At 30.7% G+C, this 16,739-nt stretch carries 22 protein-coding genes; 17 read left to right on the top strand and 5 right to left on the bottom strand.

Annotated features, from left to right (window positions below):
* Nucleotides 1-10 precede the first annotated feature (10 nt).
* The 11 genes from F5ESL0237_RS07710 to F5ESL0237_RS07660 all read left to right on the top strand — a co-directional run bounded on the left by F5ESL0237_RS07710 (nt 11) and on the right by F5ESL0237_RS07660 (nt 7,432).
* Nucleotides 11-643 (top strand): hypothetical protein, encoded by a 633-nt coding sequence (locus tag F5ESL0237_RS07710; protein ID WP_147441002.1) that lies wholly within the window; start codon nt 11-13, stop codon nt 641-643.
* Between the two features lie 11 nt (nt 644-654).
* Nucleotides 655-1,278 (top strand): hypothetical protein, encoded by a 624-nt coding sequence (locus tag F5ESL0237_RS07705; RefSeq protein WP_147441000.1) that lies wholly within the window; start codon nt 655-657, stop codon nt 1,276-1,278.
* 30 nt (nt 1,279-1,308) lie between these two features.
* A complete protein-coding gene (locus F5ESL0237_RS07700; RefSeq protein ID WP_122025123.1) occupies nt 1,309-1,731 on the top strand; it encodes a conjugal transfer protein TraF in 423 nt (140 codons plus the stop codon).
* On the top strand, nt 1,728-2,645 hold the full coding sequence (locus F5ESL0237_RS07695) for a hypothetical protein (protein ID WP_122025122.1): 918 nt from the start codon (nt 1,728-1,730) through the stop codon (nt 2,643-2,645). Before F5ESL0237_RS07700 ends, F5ESL0237_RS07695 begins: the two co-directional genes overlap by 4 nt.
* A 420-nt stretch (nt 2,646-3,065) precedes the next feature.
* Entirely contained in the window at nt 3,066-3,404 is a 339-nt protein-coding gene (locus tag F5ESL0237_RS07690; RefSeq protein ID WP_122025121.1) for a hypothetical protein, read from the top strand.
* Between the two features lie 74 nt (nt 3,405-3,478).
* Complete coding sequence (locus F5ESL0237_RS07685; protein WP_122025120.1) at nt 3,479-3,865, top strand: hypothetical protein; 387 nt, start codon at nt 3,479-3,481, stop codon at nt 3,863-3,865.
* Between the two features lie 9 nt (nt 3,866-3,874).
* Nucleotides 3,875-5,551 (top strand): MobP2 family relaxase, encoded by a 1,677-nt coding sequence (gene mobP2 / locus F5ESL0237_RS07680; protein ID WP_147440998.1) that lies wholly within the window; start codon nt 3,875-3,877, stop codon nt 5,549-5,551.
* Between the two features lie 76 nt (nt 5,552-5,627).
* Nucleotides 5,628-5,888, top strand: coding sequence for a type II toxin-antitoxin system PrlF family antitoxin (locus F5ESL0237_RS07675; protein WP_122025118.1), 261 nt, complete (start codon nt 5,628-5,630; stop codon nt 5,886-5,888).
* A 5-nt stretch (nt 5,889-5,893) separates the two neighbouring features.
* Complete coding sequence (locus tag F5ESL0237_RS07670; protein WP_122025117.1) at nt 5,894-6,241, top strand: type II toxin-antitoxin system PemK/MazF family toxin; 348 nt, start codon at nt 5,894-5,896, stop codon at nt 6,239-6,241.
* A 125-nt stretch (nt 6,242-6,366) separates the two neighbouring features.
* Nucleotides 6,367-6,720, top strand: a complete 354-nt coding sequence (locus tag F5ESL0237_RS07665; RefSeq protein ID WP_122025116.1) for a hypothetical protein — start codon at nt 6,367-6,369, stop codon at nt 6,718-6,720.
* Nucleotides 6,721-6,883: 163 nt separating this feature from the next.
* Nucleotides 6,884-7,432, top strand: a complete 549-nt coding sequence (locus tag F5ESL0237_RS07660) for a hypothetical protein (protein WP_147440995.1) — start codon at nt 6,884-6,886, stop codon at nt 7,430-7,432.
* Nucleotides 7,433-7,842: 410 nt separating this feature from the next.
* Here the strand turns inward: F5ESL0237_RS07660 and F5ESL0237_RS07655 are convergent, their stop codons facing one another.
* Nucleotides 7,843-8,373, bottom strand: a complete 531-nt coding sequence (locus F5ESL0237_RS07655; protein ID WP_122025114.1) for a ClbS/DfsB family four-helix bundle protein — start codon at nt 8,371-8,373, stop codon at nt 7,843-7,845.
* Nucleotides 8,374-8,824: 451 nt separating this feature from the next.
* Between F5ESL0237_RS07655 and F5ESL0237_RS07650 the strand changes: the two genes are divergently transcribed.
* A complete protein-coding gene (locus F5ESL0237_RS07650) occupies nt 8,825-9,433 on the top strand; it encodes a recombinase family protein (protein ID WP_122025113.1) in 609 nt (202 codons plus the stop codon).
* A gap of 168 nt (nt 9,434-9,601) precedes the next feature.
* On the opposite strand, the gene F5ESL0237_RS08650 is transcribed toward F5ESL0237_RS07650, so the two are convergent.
* Both F5ESL0237_RS08650 and F5ESL0237_RS07645 read right to left on the bottom strand, forming a co-directional pair.
* Complete coding sequence (locus F5ESL0237_RS08650; RefSeq protein WP_369916880.1) at nt 9,602-9,688, bottom strand: putative holin-like toxin; 87 nt, start codon at nt 9,686-9,688, stop codon at nt 9,602-9,604.
* Nucleotides 9,689-9,888: 200 nt separating this feature from the next.
* A complete protein-coding gene (locus F5ESL0237_RS07645) occupies nt 9,889-10,713 on the bottom strand; it encodes a helix-turn-helix domain-containing protein (protein WP_122025112.1) in 825 nt (274 codons plus the stop codon).
* Between the two features lie 352 nt (nt 10,714-11,065).
* Here F5ESL0237_RS07645 and F5ESL0237_RS07640 point away from each other — a divergent pair, with 352 nt between their 5' ends.
* A complete protein-coding gene (locus tag F5ESL0237_RS07640) occupies nt 11,066-11,506 on the top strand; it encodes a hypothetical protein (RefSeq protein ID WP_122025111.1) in 441 nt (146 codons plus the stop codon).
* Nucleotides 11,507-11,623: 117 nt separating this feature from the next.
* On the opposite strand, the gene F5ESL0237_RS08415 is transcribed toward F5ESL0237_RS07640, so the two are convergent.
* A complete protein-coding gene (locus F5ESL0237_RS08415; RefSeq protein ID WP_158592443.1) occupies nt 11,624-11,761 on the bottom strand; it encodes a hypothetical protein in 138 nt (45 codons plus the stop codon).
* Nucleotides 11,762-11,958: 197 nt separating this feature from the next.
* Here F5ESL0237_RS08415 and lepB point away from each other — a divergent pair, with 197 nt between their 5' ends.
* The 4 genes from lepB to F5ESL0237_RS07620 all read left to right on the top strand — a co-directional run bounded on the left by lepB (nt 11,959) and on the right by F5ESL0237_RS07620 (nt 15,617).
* Nucleotides 11,959-12,534: a signal peptidase I gene (lepB, locus tag F5ESL0237_RS07635; protein WP_122025110.1), complete on the top strand. Its 576-nt coding sequence runs from the start codon at nt 11,959-11,961 to the stop codon at nt 12,532-12,534.
* A 353-nt stretch (nt 12,535-12,887) separates the two neighbouring features.
* The gene (locus F5ESL0237_RS07630; protein ID WP_122025109.1) at nt 12,888-13,694 is read left to right on the top strand and encodes a ParA family protein; all 807 of its coding nucleotides are present in this window, start codon (nt 12,888-12,890) and stop codon (nt 13,692-13,694) included.
* Between the two features lie 12 nt (nt 13,695-13,706).
* A complete protein-coding gene (locus F5ESL0237_RS07625; protein WP_122025108.1) occupies nt 13,707-14,000 on the top strand; it encodes a ribbon-helix-helix domain-containing protein in 294 nt (97 codons plus the stop codon).
* A gap of 558 nt (nt 14,001-14,558) precedes the next feature.
* Entirely contained in the window at nt 14,559-15,617 is a 1,059-nt protein-coding gene (locus F5ESL0237_RS07620; RefSeq protein ID WP_122025107.1) for a replication initiator protein A, read from the top strand.
* 407 nt (nt 15,618-16,024) lie between these two features.
* Here the strand turns inward: F5ESL0237_RS07620 and F5ESL0237_RS07615 are convergent, their stop codons facing one another.
* Nucleotides 16,025-16,597: a recombinase family protein gene (locus F5ESL0237_RS07615; protein WP_122025106.1), complete on the bottom strand. Its 573-nt coding sequence runs from the start codon at nt 16,595-16,597 to the stop codon at nt 16,025-16,027.
* Nucleotides 16,598-16,739 lie beyond the last annotated feature (142 nt).

Below are 16,739 nucleotides of genomic sequence, written 5' to 3'. Positions count from 1 at the left end.
AGGAATGGAAATGAAAAAGAATAATCTAAAAGTTTGGCAATATTTTAGTTGGACGTTAGCAGGAGTAGTAATGATTGTTGCTTTTGCTTCTAGACCAAATGAAAACAAATTGTCCCAGATTAATGAAGAAATACAAAATAGCGATAAGATAATCAACCAAGCCAAGAAAGCATCAAACGCCCCTGTAAAGGTCGAAAAGCAGACAACCTTTGATTTGGTTGCAGCTAAAAAACAAGCTGCTAGCAAACTATCACAAGGCTTATCAAAGGCATTAGGTGGTTATAAGGATAGTACAGAGTATAATCAACACCGCCAAGAGTTAGACGATTTATTTGGCAGAGATTTTGATACAAAATTATATAAATTGAACGGCTTGCCAGATGACACATACAGTGCTACAGCAAATGCTAAATTCAAATTTACAATTACGAAGCCTGCAAAAGCAGATATTGGATTTAATGATGTTTCAGATTTAAGTCATGCAAAAGCAGTTGCGATTGTTCGTTATAAGCCTAATTATTTAAAATACGGAGTAATTAGAATCATTAATATTGACTATGATTTACAAAAGCAAAAAGTTAACACTGCTAGTTTAAGAAACTTACAAAATCCTCAGTTAAAAGGCTATGAAGAAGATGAATAGGAGTGAAAAACTTGAATAAGAAAATACAAATAAGTATTGCAAGTGTAATTACAATACTTGGAATAGGAGTAATCGGATATTTTAAACATGAGCAAGCACAAATTGATCAACAAGTTGTTAGTGCCAAAAGTTCATTAGCACAAAAAGAAAAGCAAATAGATATGCTTTCTAGCGCCAAACATACTCAAAAAATACAGCATGATCCTATTGCAAAAATTAATGAAAAAGAAAATAAAACAGTAGAGTTAATGCAAAATAACGGGCAAGCATTATTCAAATTATTAGATACGATTAAAGAAAATGAAACTTCAACTGAATTAAATATTCGCAATCAAAATTTACCAAGATATGCGACCAATCAAGCATTATCAGATACTGGACTAAATATTAAAGAAGTTAGAGATATTAATAGATTTAAAGAAAATGTTGAACATCTTAATACGAATTTATATATTAATTCAGCTAACGAACAAGGGATTTATTCAGGAATAATATCAGAAAATACAATTATTTCTTCAATTAATTTTGTTGGTAAACGAAATCAAACAAGTTGGTATCTTTTTAAATACGATAGTAGAAGCAAAAAATTTATTGAATTTACGTTACTTGGATTTAATTTCAAACATGAAAATTAAATCCAACAGATATAAAGAAAGAAGAAGAAAGTGATTAATAAAATAGTTAAAAGACTGGTACTGATTGCCAGTCTTTTTTTAATATTAGGAATAGCGATAATCGGTGTTAATAATTATATTGCTAAAGAAAGAGAAGATAGATCAGCCGTCAAGATTGAGAAAAAAGCTAGTATTTTGTTTTTCTATCGAGATGATTGTCCAAACTGCAAGCATGTATTTTTATTAGTTAATTTATTTGAAAAATTGGGTACACCAGTTCAATACATTAATACTAATAACGGGCAAAATCACGAAAAAGCAATAAATAATTACCACGTTAGCGCTGTACCAACTTTTATTTTAATTAACCGCAACGGAAATGAAATCAAGCGGTATACAGGTTCTAATTTTGATAACATTAGAAAATTTTTTACAAAAAAAGTAAATAAAATAAGTAAGGTGGCGAGTAAATGAATGATTATTTTGAAGGGCTAATTGAAAGAATTAAAAACGCTTTTGGAATCGAGACTAAGGAAGAAGAATATAAACCTCAAGACCCCTATCTTGATCGAAAAAAATATCTTAAGCATACAACAATTTTTTGGGCAATACTTGCCATAATTTTAATTGTGCCAATTTGTATGACAAAAAAAGAGCAATATAACATTCCGACACAGTTTTATAACAACACCAGTGTTACTCAAAGTGCGACAATTAAAAAAGTTAAAAGCACTTATAATCCAGACTCAAAATTATTAATTAGCGAATTTTTTATTGGCAATCAGAATGATATTGATGACGCTAAAGATGATCGTAATTTAGCTAACATCAAATATTCAATTGAATATTCAATTGGAGATGAAATTCGACATAATAAAAAGACCAAATATCCAACTAGGATTATGAGAGTTAACGATCATTACCTAGTAATAATAACTCAAGGTGTAGACGCAGGTTATGGACTTTTAGCGTATAAAATTACACCAGAAAAAATAAAAAGAGCAATTAATACTGATTGCGCAAATACAGAAGTTACTTTCTATTTAAAAGAAGAACAAGTTGCTAAAAATACGAATTTGAGAATCAATAATGATAGTTATTATGTCGAAGATTATAAAAAATTTGCACTTAAAAATTATCAACAAAAACTAACTAATTTAAATAAAAAAATCAAAGAAAAGAAAAACGTTATTGAAGATGATAGCAAACTTTTGGCAAAATTAAATGGCAAAATGGAAAATGCTTTGAAGCAAAATAAGAGCGAGCTACAAGACCAAATTGATGATACTGAAAATGATATTGCAGAACAGAAAAAAGAAATTAGTGATTGTAAAAAGGAGATTAACGACTACCAAAATCGAATCAATCATGTCACAATTATGAATTAAAAAAGCAGTTTTATAACTGCTTTTTTTGTTAAACAACAAGAAATCGACTAAATTCATGAAATGAAGATAAAGCTTGATATATAAAGATTTTATATACCCCTCCATAGTATGGAGTTTGACCCACCATACTATGGAATTTCACAACCATATTATGGAAGATTGTTGATATATAAGTCTTTTAGACCCACCATAACTATGGAAATTTAGAAGTGAAAGTGATATCAATAGCGAATGCCCAGAAACCGCTTGGCACCGCCAAGCTATCCACTTACCTTTGGTAAGTGATAGCAGGTTTCCCTTATGCTCTTCACTAAAAGTTTGTGAAATTAGATATGTCTTTAGAAGTTGAATATCAAAAAATCAATATTTCATCAAAAAATACACTAATTTAGTAAAAAGAAGAAAGGGGTAAAGAAGGCAATGGTTAACATTTTAATCCGCAATATACCCGAGAAAGTAATTGAAAAGTTAGATCAACAAGTTGCCCAACTTAATACCCACAGAGAAAAGAAATTAAGTAGAAATGATTACATCAAACTAATTATCACGAACCGAGTTAATAATGAGTTGGAAAATTATCAACGTACAAAATATGAAATCTTACTACAACATCAAAATGATTTAGCAGAATTAGAAGTTGAGCTGTTAAAACAAATACTCATTAGTTTTACGACTGGAAAGACAACCGAAGCAATTAACTTAATTGAAAATCTACCTGGATTATCAGATGAAAAAAAAGAGCGTTGGTATGATCATTAAATTGCACAAATTATCACTTAATAGATGAACTTGACCGTAGAATGACCTTCTCAGCATGACGAAAGGAAATCATAGTGAATAAAAATCAAAATAAATTAATTGATAAACATATTCTTATCCGAGAAGATGACTGGAAAACAATTGAAAAAATTAAACAGGAAAATGTAATTATAAATAGCATAGCAGATGTAATCCATATTGCTATTGATAACTTAGAAAAAACAAATAAAGAAGTAAATAAGGACGATTTAATTCTTGAAAAATTGGAAAAAGTATTATTGCGGTTGAGTGCGACTGACAAAAATGTGGAATTAGGAAATGAATTAATTGGCGAGTTATGTTATCTCAAAGATTTGCAATTTGTCAGACACGGAGTTTCTAAAAATTTAGAAGAAACTGCAATGAAAATTGTAGATAAAAAAATTAAAAATGCACAGGAAAGAAAAGCATATAGAAAGTAGGTGGTTGTTTTGGCAAAGGCACCGCACATAGTTTTAACGAGCGAATTTGTATACGCACGACCAACATCAACCAGTCAAAACAGAAGCAATGATTATGGAAGTTACAGTGTTGACTATATGGCACGCAAAGAAGCATTAGAAAAGCTATCTTATTTAACACCAGAAGAAGAAACTGAATACCTGCAACGAAAAGAATTATTGCATAACTTAACCGAACCTAATCTAGAAATTGTCAGTAAACATTATTCTTCAGTTAATAAAAAATCAAAATTAGCGCAAGCTAGTATTGCAGAATTAAACAAAGCCAATTTTATCGAACTTAATGCTCAAGATTATAGTAAATATATTGGCTATATGATGAGAAAGCAAGCACTTGCGGAAAAACAAAATAGTGAAGGTTTATCCAAAAAAGAGCAAGCAGAATTGGAGCGAGTTACTCAAGGTGCAGCAAAATATGACGCTCCCAATGTTGGTAAAAATAAAATTTTACAAGGATATTTTTCTAGCGAACAAGATACGATTAAACTAAGTGACCTTGGTCACATTAGAGACAAAATGAGATCAGCTCAAGCTAACAACTCAATCCTGTGGCAAGATGTAATTTCTTTTGATAATGAATATTTGCGAAAGATGGGAGTCTTTGATCCAACAACAGGTTATCTAGATGAATCAGGTATTAGGAAAGCAAGTAAAAAAATGATGGAAACTTTGACAGAAAAAGAAAAGCTTAATAATCCATTCTGGACGGCAGCAATCCACCGTAATACTGATAATATTCATATTCATTTTGGTACTGTTGAAGCAGCAAATTCACGACCATTAAAAAAATGGAAAGATGATAACGGAGTTACCCATATTGAACCGAAAGGCTGGCGGAAACTTAAAACTATTGAAGCAATGAAACACGCTTTTACAAATGAAATGTTTGACACATCAGAACTTTTACGGGATATGAATTTGCGACGAAATCAAATTACCAAAGGCATGACTCAAGCCTTTAGTAAATCAATTAAAGAACCTAGTTTTCAGCGTGAATTAAATGATTTTATTCAAAAATTGCCAGAAGATCGAAAAAAATGGCGGTGGGCTAATCTCAATAGTAGTCAACGCCAATCATTGAATAAGTTAGTTGATTTGGTAATGAACGATGATCCAAATTACCAAAAATGGAATAAGCTTTTTAGCAATTATCGTGAACACTATCGTGAAATGTATGGTCAAGCAAAAGATAACCGCATTAACGATTCAACTGCAAAATGGACTGATTTTAAAAAACGAGCAGGCAATTCGCTATTAAACGAAATCAAAAAGATTGATCAAGAAGTTAATCACTTTAACGAACAAAGTTCTGACCACAAAACTGAAACTAGATTCAATCAAAAATCCACCAACAATAATTATGATTCTACTCACAAACCACACAGTAATAATTTTGCAAGATCAAAAATCAACCACAATAAAGATCAGCAAATTAAAGAATTAAAGTATCTCAAACATAAAAAGGGACTGGAGAAAGGCTTAAAAAAAGCCATTAAACCAATATTGACGGAAAAGGCAAGTAATATTGCATATAATCGAATGAAGAGACAATGCGAAAAAAGTTTAACAACTTTTGAAAAACAGCGAGCATTAAGCATTTTTGAACGCACACAACAAGAAATTAGCTATGAACAAGAAAGGCGCTAAAAATAGAAAAATTTTGCCTTACTTTTGCCTTACTTTTCATTTCATACATTGAATTTAAGCCAAAGGAGCAAATAAAATGGAACCTTTTTATAAGAAAAACACGGTAACTTCAACTTTAACTGCAAAAAATCAGATTACAATTCCTAAAATCATTCGAAAGTTTTTAGATATTAAACCGACAGACATGATTAGCTGGGATATTCGAGAAAACAATACAGTAGTAGTATCTTCGATTAAGAAGAATATATGGGACGTTATTACAGAGCAGGCAACAGAGTACGGCAATATTGATGTTTCAGAGTTTGATTGGTGTGATGACGAAAAGAAGGGAATTTAAAAATAATGAAATTAGAACAGGGAGATATTATTTGGTTAGACCTCAATCCTGCCAAGGGCACAGAGACACAAAAGAAGCGACCATGCTTAATCGTAAGCAATAACAACTATAATCGTATTTTTAATACAGTGATCACTGTACCAATCAGCACTGCAAAAAAATATCTGACTGAAGAAAAATATGTCAAGTCGCCAATGTTTATTAAAATAGATAAAGACAATATCCACGGGACAGCACTATTACAACAAGCACGGGCAGTTGACCCAAGACAGCGGATTGGGGGTAAACTGGAGACAAAATTGACTAGTCTTGAAATGAAGAGGATATGTAAAATCCTCAGTCAATTTTATTAAGCAGAAAAAGTAAAGCCTAACTATAAGCAATAAAGCTAATAGTTAGGCTTTTTTATTATTAACAAACTAATAGACAAGCGTTTAGGCAAGTTCCTAAGCGCTTTTTGCTTTGAAAGGAAAAAATTATGGCTGAGCAAAAAGAAGCTAATTCATGGTACGACAAAATATATCAAGCAGATATTATTGAGTTATGTAATATCTTGGGCATCGAATTACGAAACGAAGGTCGAACGTTTCGAGGAATTGACCACGATAGCCTAGTAATCACGCCAACCAAAAATGCTTGGTATCAAAATTCACGCCAAATCGGTGGTGTAGGTGGATGGTCATTTATTAAAAATTATGTTTTAGCTGAACAAAATCTTGATAAACCATCGTTGTATGCCGTGATTAAAGAAATTGCCAATAAAATAGAAACTTTTGATAATAGCAACATAACTACTTTAGCAGAACAAAAAAGAGAAATACAGTCTAACTAATTTAGGACTAATCCAAGCTGCGATTAGTAGGCACACGCAAATTGCTAGTCCTAAAGTAACCTTAAAATTGCAAGAAGCTATGGAACAAGTGGGCAAATTAGCAATACCAACAATGGCGGTACCTAATACTATGGCTAACATCATCATTCATGATAAACAGACAATGTTAAGCAATCAATCTAGTCTAACTTCTTTGCCAGATTTGCAGAAAGCAAAAATTGAGTGGAATAAACGCCAAGAAAAAATGAATGTACCTAAAATTACTGGTAATTGGCAGGGTAAAGAAGTAGCTATTAAGAGCAAATGGGGTAACCATAGTTTTACCGAAAGCGAGTTAACACAGCTTTTTGCAGACAAAACGATCACTTTTGATACCGCACAAGGTAAAGTTAGCGGTAAATTGGCAGAACAAACGTATAAAGGATATAAATTTGTTGGTTTTTATCCCAACTTACCAGATAAAAGTGACAACTATATAACTGGTACTTTTGCACCCACTGGCAAAGAAGTAAGCTTTAAAAAACAATTTGGCACTTATATTTTTTCCCCACAAGAAATAAAAAAATTATTACTAGGCGAGGAAATTACTATCCAAGCAATTGGTAAAAGCGGCAAACCGTACTCAGTAACTGGAAAACTCAAAAATTATATTTATAACGGGAAAAAATGTTTTGGATTTAAAACAAATTTTCCAAAAAAGTACAAAAAATAATAAGCATATGCAATTAAAATAGTGATAATTTTTGTAACAAATAAAAAACAACGCTTATATTTGCCCTGTTAAAGGTTTTGCGAGTAGCTTTGTGTAAGTATACCCTACATAGTTTAAAATCGCTATATAGGCTTTAAATTAGCGATAAGCTAACAAAAAAGCTACCCTAAATTTATTTCTGGGCGATTTTTCATAAAAAAGCCCTCGTTATTGAGGGTTCTTTATGAAAAATCTTTATAAACAACATAATCTTGATTCCTTTTTAGATAAAAATTCTACCATTAAATCTCTATTGTAACGCTTAGAATTGTTTAAAAATCTCATAAACAATTATCAAATATCATTACCAACCTCTCTTTGTATTTAAAAAATCACCAGCACAATGCTAGTGGTTTACAATTCTTCCTTATTTATCTTAACGAACGTTTGTACTTGCGTAATTTTTTTATAGCCCATTCATAATGGCTGGAAGTGTTGGCAATAAAATAGCTCCCTAGGGTATTATTACCTGTCCAATGATAAATATTTTTTTGAAAAAGTTCATCATTAGAAAAGGTTTTAAGCAAAGCCATTACTTGAGCATGACTTTCAGCTAGTAAATCTAATGCCTGCTTTAAACTTGTTTCTTGATGCTTTTGCCAAAAAACTTGATTCATTTCCCCATAATTTCGCCAATTGTAGCCTTGAGGTAAAAAATTGCTTCTTTGCCCCATTCGATTATTATTAACCCACTCTAGCAATAAATTTTGCCATTCATATAAATGGATTAATACATCACGCACATTCCGATCTCTCTGCCAATGCTTTTCCTTCAATTTTTGCGTATCAAAGGTAAAATTAGCCATTCGTGATTCGGACGGTAAAGATTCAATTAAAGTAAGAAGTTTTTGATAAGTTTCTTCACTAACTAAAATTAACTCTTTTTTATTAACTGGTTTCAAACTTTGTTTCTCCCTATAAACATTAAATTAATTTGCTTATTATACATTCTAATAACTAGATTCAAAATTGCTTTAAACTAAGCTTACTATTTATTATTAGCTAGTTACTATAGTTTAAAGTACAATTATAATTTAGTATTTTCACCCAATCAACCCTCAAACTCATAATGATTAAATTATTTAATTAATTTAATTTACAAATATACAACTAACCGCCCAGCGGAAAGCGGTATTGCAAAAATACCTAAGTTTGTTTAAACCTAAGGTATTTTTTTATACAATTGTATTTAATCAAACTATGTATAACAGCATAGAGTTTACAGTTTTACAATTTTTTGCTTTTTTGTTAACAAAAGGAACAATAGGGTACACTCTATTGTTCATAACAAAAATTGTGTTATACTAATTTTCATTAATGTTCATTAGACTATGTTCAAAAAGGATTTGAAAAATGGCAAAAATTGGATATGCAAGAGTTAGTACCCGTGATCAAAATTTAGATCGGCAAATTGAATCATTAGAAAAAATTCAAGTAGACAAATTATTCTGTGACAAAATGTCAGGGGCAAATACTAAACGCCCCCAATTACAAAACATGTTAGATTATATACGTGAAGATGATGTCGTAATTGTAACTGAACTTGATCGACTAGGGCGTAACAACCAAGATTTGACTAAAATCATGGGGACTATCAAAGCTAAGGGAGCAACACTTGATATTTTAAATTTTCCTTCTCTTCGTGGTATTGAAGATCAGAACCTCCGTCAGCTAATGAATAATCTGATTCTGGAATTATATAAATATCAAGCAGAAAGTGAACGTAAGCGTATCAAGGAGCGTCAAAGACAAGGTATCGAAATAGCTAAGGCGGAGGGTCGTTATCACGGCAGAAAGCCTAAATATTCTGAAAATAGTCCGCAATTGCAACACGCCTTTAAACTCTATCAAAGTGGTATGTCTGATACTGCTGTTAGCAAGGTAACTGGAATCAATCGAATAACATTTAAACGGTATAGAGAAAAATATGGAATTACTCAGTCAAGTTATTCCACAAAATAAAACCAAACGTGCTACAATATGACTGTAAAGAAAAAGAAGCCTTGTACGAACAAGACTTCTCTTCTGAATTTCAAGCAGCCGCTTTAAAGGCGGTTGGCAAAGTTATGTTTCAATCAAAAAGACCAATCCCATAACTCGCCAAAGTTATTGTTGGGACGGTCTTTTTGTTTACTTGTGTTTGTCGATATAAGTCAACAAGACAATAATAAACGTGGCGAATGCCAGTGCTAATTCTAGCGCATGATAAACGCTCAATGACTGTCAACCTTTCTGAAGAATTTCGTGCCATAAGCACCCTCTCCTTTCTTAGGAAAAACAGCCAACCGCCCTCAAAACAATTTGCTCTCAATTCAAAGATAATTATAGCAAAATTTTTTAAGTATAAGACTGTACAAGTTACAAAAAATCGTTGTTTAACCGCAACGATTTTTATTTTTCGAAAATCAAGAGGTAATTTAAAAAAATTCATTTATTTCTTGTTCAAGTCCCTCTGCCAATTGATTGGCACCAATTTTATGAAGCAAGGTCACCTGTTCAAGTGCACTGAGTTTATCACGCTTGCAAACTGCAATTCTAGCATTAACCACAAGTAATTTATCATATTGTTTTAAATCCTTAAGTCCCGGTTTCAAGTTAGCTAAATTATTCGCCGCTAGAACATACTTTTTCTTCAACATTTGTATTGATGCTTGATTAAGTAAAGTATTAATTCTTAAAGATTTCTTATATGGATAATGATTATCAATAATTGTAATAATCTTAGAAATGATTTCATCAGCAGTTTCATAGTCAAAAGCATATATAATTGTATTTAAAATTGAAATATCGGTAATAGTAAGTAATTGAACTTTAGATAAATAATCGAACCAAATAGGCCGAACCATTTCTTTGGCATGATTGACGCAGTGAGACTTATTAAGCAATAAAATGGATTTAAGAATTCTAATAATCCTCTTGATATCACCATCATTCTTTATTAAATAACAATCTTGCAGTAATGCTTCAACTTTATCAATTTCTACACTCACTTCTAAGTCAAAAAAACGGGACAAAAGACTATTTTTAGTACTAAATTGGTAATTGTTACTTATATATTCAAATTCATTAAGAGTCAACCCAAGACGTGATATTAATTGAACTTCATTTTCATAAGAAGTTTCTAAATTTTCGTGTTCAATCTTAGAAATTGTACTACGATCAAAAAGATTATCAGCCAATTCTTGTTGAGTCATATTACGTGAAATACGCAAATCATGAATAGTTTTACCAAAGTTATTCATAGTTCTAAAGCCTTTCTACTAATTATGAAGCGATTAATTAAGAGGGGACCATATTTTTTATACTTTTAAAATATTTGTGCAATTTTTGCACACATTTTGGAATACTTGAATGCTATTATAACTTTAGGAATAAAACAAAAAGGGCTCTTTAGTTTAATTAAATTCCTAAAATAAAAATAATAGTATAGAAAGATTAATATTATGATGTTTATAAATTTAATTATGTGGTTTTTTACTAGAAGCTTGTAATATATAAGCTCTTAGTATATGTATATTTCATAATATATTAGGTATACAATATACAATTTTAGTCAAATAACTAAAAATATGGGAATATTACGGAGAAACTAAAATGAAAAAATCAATTAAAGCTTTAAGTGAAGTTGCTGCTACCTTAAGTATGATTGCTCCTGTAGCTGCTACAACTATTAATCAAGTATCTGCAGCTACAGTAGAAACAAATACTGTTCCTCAAGAATCAGCACCAACTGAAGTAGCTGCTACGCCTATGTCTACTTCAGAAACTCATGGTGAAACTGGATTATCACAAGGTCAATCTTCTGCAAGTACAAATAGAATCCATTCTTCTGGTAGATACAGGATACATATTGTTGTTTATCATGGAAACAACCTGACTGTGAAAGTGTTCCGATATGGTAGCGAAGTACATTCGTTTAGTGTAAGCAAGGGGAATAATATTAAGTATTTTAATGGCACAGGCGATTACTCTGTAAGAGTTTACAATAATTCTAAAAAGAGTGCCTTAGCAGGTGTTGATATCGATGCAGCATAAGCAGTAGGTAAATAAAAAAGTCAACAGGTAAATTCATCTTACAAATAATTGTACTAGTCGCAATTATGTTGAGTGTATTTTATCTGTTGCTTTCTTTTATATTCGAAAATTGTAATTTTAAGTTGAACACTTACTTGGATTAAAAAATAAAAAGCCAGACAATTCGGCTTTAAGCAAGTTATTTAAGGACTGTTCTAACTGCACTCTAAAAACCTCTTTAACACCAGTAGCACCAAATTGAACTAGTGCAATCATTAATTGTTCGATAGAATATCCATGAGGGAATCTCTCTTTCGTTGATTTTACGTTTCACACGACAATCATACGAGGAAGAAATTCCTTTTTTCAATAGTTATTTACACACCCAGTTGTAGGCAGTGATGTTCTGTGGTCATTAAAATAGTATAGTATTATAATGTATAAAAGTAAATAATTTTAAGGATTTAGATATAATGCACGATAAAAATGAAAAAGAAGAATCAATAGGAAAATTTATTGGACAAACTGCTCTCATGACAGTATTTATGTTGGCTATTTTTTATTTACTGTTTACCTTTGTATTAAGTAATGACGCTGTATCGGGTATATCCATGCAACCCAACTTTGAAGACGGAGATAGACTTATTTCTGTTAGACATACTAAGATAAAAAGAGATGACATTGTAATATTAAGAGCACCACATACCAAAAATGAACTTTATATAAAACGTGTAATAGGTATGCCTGGAGATACTGTTAAATTTAAAGATGATACTTTGTATATTAATAATCACCAAAAACGCGAACCTTATTTAATTCAGGGTAAAAAGCTTTATGCTAATGGTGATTTATATACAAATAATTTTACTTTAGGGAAATTAGCAGTAACACATGGTGTTTCCAAAGTTCCAAAAAACTCATATTTTGTTATGGGAGATCATCGAAATGTTTCAAGAGACAGTAGGTTGATTGGTTATATTAATAAAAATAATATAATTGGCATTGTAAAATTACGATATTGGCCAATTCAAAAGCTAACTTTCTATTAAAAATTGTAGAAAAGACTTCCAAGCTAAAAAATTAGCTCGGAAGTCTTTTTGGCTCTTTGGCTAAACTAAAGTGGGAATATGGCATTAATCATATCGTAATTAGTGCCTAGCATAATTGGCACGAAAATATGGATTAGCTGCTTTAACAGTTAAACATAACGGTAAACTTATACTCCTGGATTCAATTTAAATGTGGTACACTTCCACCATCTAGATGAACTAAGGTAAACTGGTACATGCTTTTAAAATAAATAAACAAATAATTTAATTAATTGTTTATTTATTTAATAATTTATTTGTTTATTTAATTATTTAGATATATACTATAGCTAAGTAAAAGAAAGGTGGTTATTATGAAAATTATTACTTTTGCAGCAATCAAAGGCGGCGTAGGAAAAACTACACTAACGTATAATTACGGAGATTGGCTAGTTAGAAATGGTTACAAAGTGCTTTTGATTGACCTAGATCATCAATGCAACTTAACTACATTATTCGAACCTACACGTAGCAACAATACTATTGCAGAAGCCTTTAACGAAAATAGTAGTCAGAAAGTTAAAATCGATCATATCAGTACAAACCTAGATTTGATTGCCGGTTATCTAGAATTAGATACTGTAGGTAATCAACTAGAAAACAACAGTAATAAAGAAATGTTATTATTTATGTGGCTTAAAAATAATTATGAGCAACTTGATATTGATAGTTACGATTATATTCTGATTGACACACATCCAGATTTTGGTACCATAACGAAAAATGCGGTTGCAGTTAGCGACTATCTAATCAGTCCAATTACGCCAAGTGAACACGGATATAATGCCAAGTTCGATCTGGAAGCACGGCTTGATAAATTTAGAAAGGCACTATTCGACTATCGAACCGGTCAAACTTATGTTGACGCAAAATTACTGTTTGTAGCAAATAAAATACAGCATAATACAAGCATGAGCCATGAATTGTTAGAACATATTCAAGGCGATCAAACTGTCATTGCCGCTATTCCTTCCAGAGAAATTTTTAACAAATCTACTGGGAAGCATATGTCTATTTTTAAATATGCAGATGAAAACAAATCAGTTGCTAAAGAATATAAAAGTTTATTTTCTGAATTACCTGTTATCTTCGGTAATATTAGAAATAGCACTACTGAGTAAGGGAGAACTTAAATGAGTTTAGGATCACTTAACAACAAAAATAAAAATAAAGTATTCAGCAAAAACCATGATGAAGAAATAAAGAAAAACTTTCAAAATACATTAGACGAGTTGCCTGAAAATAAGGAAAAAAATAGTATAGGAAAGAAAATAGAATTAAATATTACAGCCAAAAGCAAGGTACATAAACAATCGGTTACATTTTCAATTACACCAGATCAATTAGAAAAATTGAATAAAATTGCTAGAGAACGGGGCTTTAAAGGCAGATCAGACCTACTTTCAGCTATTATTGACGCATTGTAAAAAAGAAAATAAATAAATTGTTTAATTATTAAATAATTTATTAAATAAATAATTAAATTACTTATTTAATAAATATGTAAAGCAGTTTATTATTTAATACTTATCTTTATAGAAAACCCATTTTCTAAACTCTGTTTTAGTTAACGGGTTATTTTATACGCAAATAAACAATTTAATTAATTATTTATTTAATTATTTATGTGTTTATAAATAAGGAGGTACCTGATGTTATTTTTGATATGACTTTTATTAGTAAAAGTTGCTGTTGCAATATTAAACTTTTATTGATATATTTATCTCAAGAAACAAAAATTTAAAATTTAATTAATAAAGAAACAAAAAAGGCTTATAAAAAGCGCCAACTTTTTATAAACCAGTTGATCAACTACTAGACCTAGCTAATCAATTATTTTCTTTAGATAAAGTATACCATTCTTGTAATATTAAAACAATACTTCCTTACTTTTATCTCAAAAGAAAAATAATCGAAAAATTGATAAACCAAAGTCGCAGTAGTTAATCTACTGCGACTTTTTTGTTACTAAAAAGGAGTTCAAAATGAACGAAACAAACTTTAATTTTATCACTTCACAACGTGCATACGGCGTTAAATATTTACAATTCCCAGAAGTTTTACTGTATGGCGAGAAATATCGGGACTTAAGTGACAGCGCAAAATTGGCATATATGGTCTTACAGAATCGCTTAAGCTATAGCCTTCAAAACAACTGGGTAGACAATGATAATAGAGTATATTTTATTTTTACTAATCAAGAACTACATAATCTTTTTGGCTGGGGTTCTGCTAAAGTAGTTCGAATAAAAAAAGAACTTGAACAAAAAGGATTATTATTTCAAATCAATCAAGGCTTTGATCCAAAACAAAAAAAGAATCTACCTAATCGACTTTACCTAGCTGACTTAGAAGTTACAGCTAAAGATGTATACATAAAACAAGGAATAGAGCAAAATATAGCACAATCCTTAGAGCCACAAGACATTATCAAAATGAAACCTCGAGACGAAAATAATTCGAAGCCGAAAACCGTTGAGCCACAAGACATTATCAAAATGAAACCTCGAGACGAAAGTGCGAAATCCTTAGAGCCAAGCGACATTATCAAAATGAAACACAATTTATATAATAATAATATAGATACTAAGAAGATACATGAAGATACTCAGTTAAACTTTTCTGAGAACAAATATTCGCCTGAGCAAATTGAAAAACAAAATACAGATTTACTTAACCATTTACCTGATTTAGTTAACAATAAAGATATTCCCCCATTTTTAAATAAAGAATCAGCAATCTTAATCAAGTCGTGGTGCAAAACACCAAAAGAAGTTTATCGTTTTGTTCAGATTATTTTGAATGCCAAAAAAGCAGTAACTAAAAACATGACTAATCAAGGCTTTGGGGCTTACACAGGGTTGGTAGACTTAGAAAATTTAACCGATGAAATGCCAAAGTGGTTACGTAATTACTTTAACCGAATCCGTACAGTAGACACTGATTCGAGTAAACGCATTACTAATTACGAAGGCTATTTATATACAGCAATGGTTAATAATCTAAATAATTATGTACATTCTGCACTGTCGTCCCAAGAGTAGAACAACTTTGATTTAGCAAAAGAAGGATTGCATTTGAGCAGCAGAAAATGACTTAAGGAAAAAATTAAAAATTTTGAAAGTTACCTGTACACTTCAATTAATACATGCACGAACAATCAAAGCTAGAAAATAAGCATAGTTAAAAATTATTTTTATTATAATTAAATTACGGTAAATATATATTTTTAGCTATATTATGTATGATAGTAATAAAATTTAAATGTAAAAAAATGACTGTTTAAAAAACAAACTAATTTAAAATTTAAAATTTATCCAATTTATAGTAAAACAAAAAAGCAATAAACCTTTATTTTAAAGGTTTATTGCATGATGGTTTTTGTTAAATCATTATTTTTTTAAAAAGACAAAAATTAAGAGTTATGGCGGTTATTGCATTTATTACTATTTTAATGTTTTTCATCTTTTAATTCTCGGAAGCGCCTTATTAATGTTCTTTCACTTATACCAGTGCTTTTACTGATCATTTTGTAAGTCATACCACTCTCTTTTAATCGATAAGCTGCTTCAATTTGTGCACGATTATAAGTGCGTGGTCGCCCTTCACGATAATTGGGATCATGTAATTTAGCATACTCTTTACCTTCTTGAGTTCTAGTAACAATCATATCCCGTTCAAATTGAGCAAAAGATAAAAAATTAGTCAGAGAAAGTCGTCCAGTTGGCGTATTATCAATTATTCCACCCATGCTAAGAATGTTAACAGAAACATTTTTTTTAAAGAGTTGATTAATAATATGCAAGCCGTCGATTGTGTTTCTAGCAAAACGATCTAGTTTAGTAACAGTTAACTGATCACCAGATTTAAGTTGATGTAGCAGTTTGCTAAAAACAGGTCGATTCAAAGTAGCACCAGTAAATTTCTCTTGATAAATTTTGTCGCAATTAGCTTTTTTTAAAAGATCTAATTGTGTGTCCAAATTTTGCCCAACTGTACTTACCCTAGCATAACCGTAATTCATTTTGTTCCTTTCTTATTCTTGGCGGTAAGCTGTGCTATGTTAGTAACTAATCATATTATAACATCAATTTTTTACCGCCACAACTCTTAAGTTATGGCGGTCTAGGAAATGTAATTTATCAAGTGACAATAGTTGTTAGAGG

Source organism: Lactobacillus sp. ESL0237 (genome assembly GCF_003692985.1).
Lineage (GTDB): Bacteria > Bacillota > Bacilli > Lactobacillales > Lactobacillaceae > Lactobacillus > Lactobacillus bombicola.
This window is presented reverse-complemented; position numbering and strand designations above follow the sequence as displayed.

What these genes read in the sequence shown, in the direction of transcription:
- F5ESL0237_RS07710 (WP_147441002.1), top strand. Translation starts at nt 11, where the DNA reads ATGAAAAAGAATAATCTAAAAGTTTGGCAATATTTTAGTTGGACGTTA.
- F5ESL0237_RS07695 (WP_122025122.1), top strand. Translation starts at nt 1,728, where the DNA reads ATGAATGATTATTTTGAAGGGCTAATTGAAAGAATTAAAAACGCTTTT.
- F5ESL0237_RS07690 (WP_122025121.1), top strand. Translation starts at nt 3,066, where the DNA reads ATGGTTAACATTTTAATCCGCAATATACCCGAGAAAGTAATTGAAAAG.
- F5ESL0237_RS07675 (WP_122025118.1), top strand. Translation starts at nt 5,628, where the DNA reads ATGGAACCTTTTTATAAGAAAAACACGGTAACTTCAACTTTAACTGCA.
- F5ESL0237_RS07670 (WP_122025117.1), top strand. Translation starts at nt 5,894, where the DNA reads ATGAAATTAGAACAGGGAGATATTATTTGGTTAGACCTCAATCCTGCC.
- F5ESL0237_RS07665 (WP_122025116.1), top strand. Translation starts at nt 6,367, where the DNA reads ATGGCTGAGCAAAAAGAAGCTAATTCATGGTACGACAAAATATATCAA.
- F5ESL0237_RS07660 (WP_147440995.1), top strand. Translation starts at nt 6,884, where the DNA reads ATGTTAAGCAATCAATCTAGTCTAACTTCTTTGCCAGATTTGCAGAAA.
- F5ESL0237_RS07650 (WP_122025113.1), top strand. Translation starts at nt 8,825, where the DNA reads ATGGCAAAAATTGGATATGCAAGAGTTAGTACCCGTGATCAAAATTTA.
- F5ESL0237_RS07645 (WP_122025112.1), bottom strand. Translation starts at nt 10,713, where the DNA reads ATGAATAACTTTGGTAAAACTATTCATGATTTGCGTATTTCACGTAAT.
- F5ESL0237_RS07640 (WP_122025111.1), top strand. Translation starts at nt 11,066, where the DNA reads ATGAAAAAATCAATTAAAGCTTTAAGTGAAGTTGCTGCTACCTTAAGT.
- F5ESL0237_RS08415 (WP_158592443.1), bottom strand. Translation starts at nt 11,761, where the DNA reads ATGATTGCACTAGTTCAATTTGGTGCTACTGGTGTTAAAGAGGTTTTT.
- lepB (WP_122025110.1), top strand. Translation starts at nt 11,959, where the DNA reads ATGCACGATAAAAATGAAAAAGAAGAATCAATAGGAAAATTTATTGGA.
- F5ESL0237_RS07630 (WP_122025109.1), top strand. Translation starts at nt 12,888, where the DNA reads ATGAAAATTATTACTTTTGCAGCAATCAAAGGCGGCGTAGGAAAAACT.
- F5ESL0237_RS07625 (WP_122025108.1), top strand. Translation starts at nt 13,707, where the DNA reads ATGAGTTTAGGATCACTTAACAACAAAAATAAAAATAAAGTATTCAGC.
- F5ESL0237_RS07620 (WP_122025107.1), top strand. Translation starts at nt 14,559, where the DNA reads ATGAACGAAACAAACTTTAATTTTATCACTTCACAACGTGCATACGGC.
- F5ESL0237_RS07615 (WP_122025106.1), bottom strand. Translation starts at nt 16,597, where the DNA reads ATGAATTACGGTTATGCTAGGGTAAGTACAGTTGGGCAAAATTTGGAC.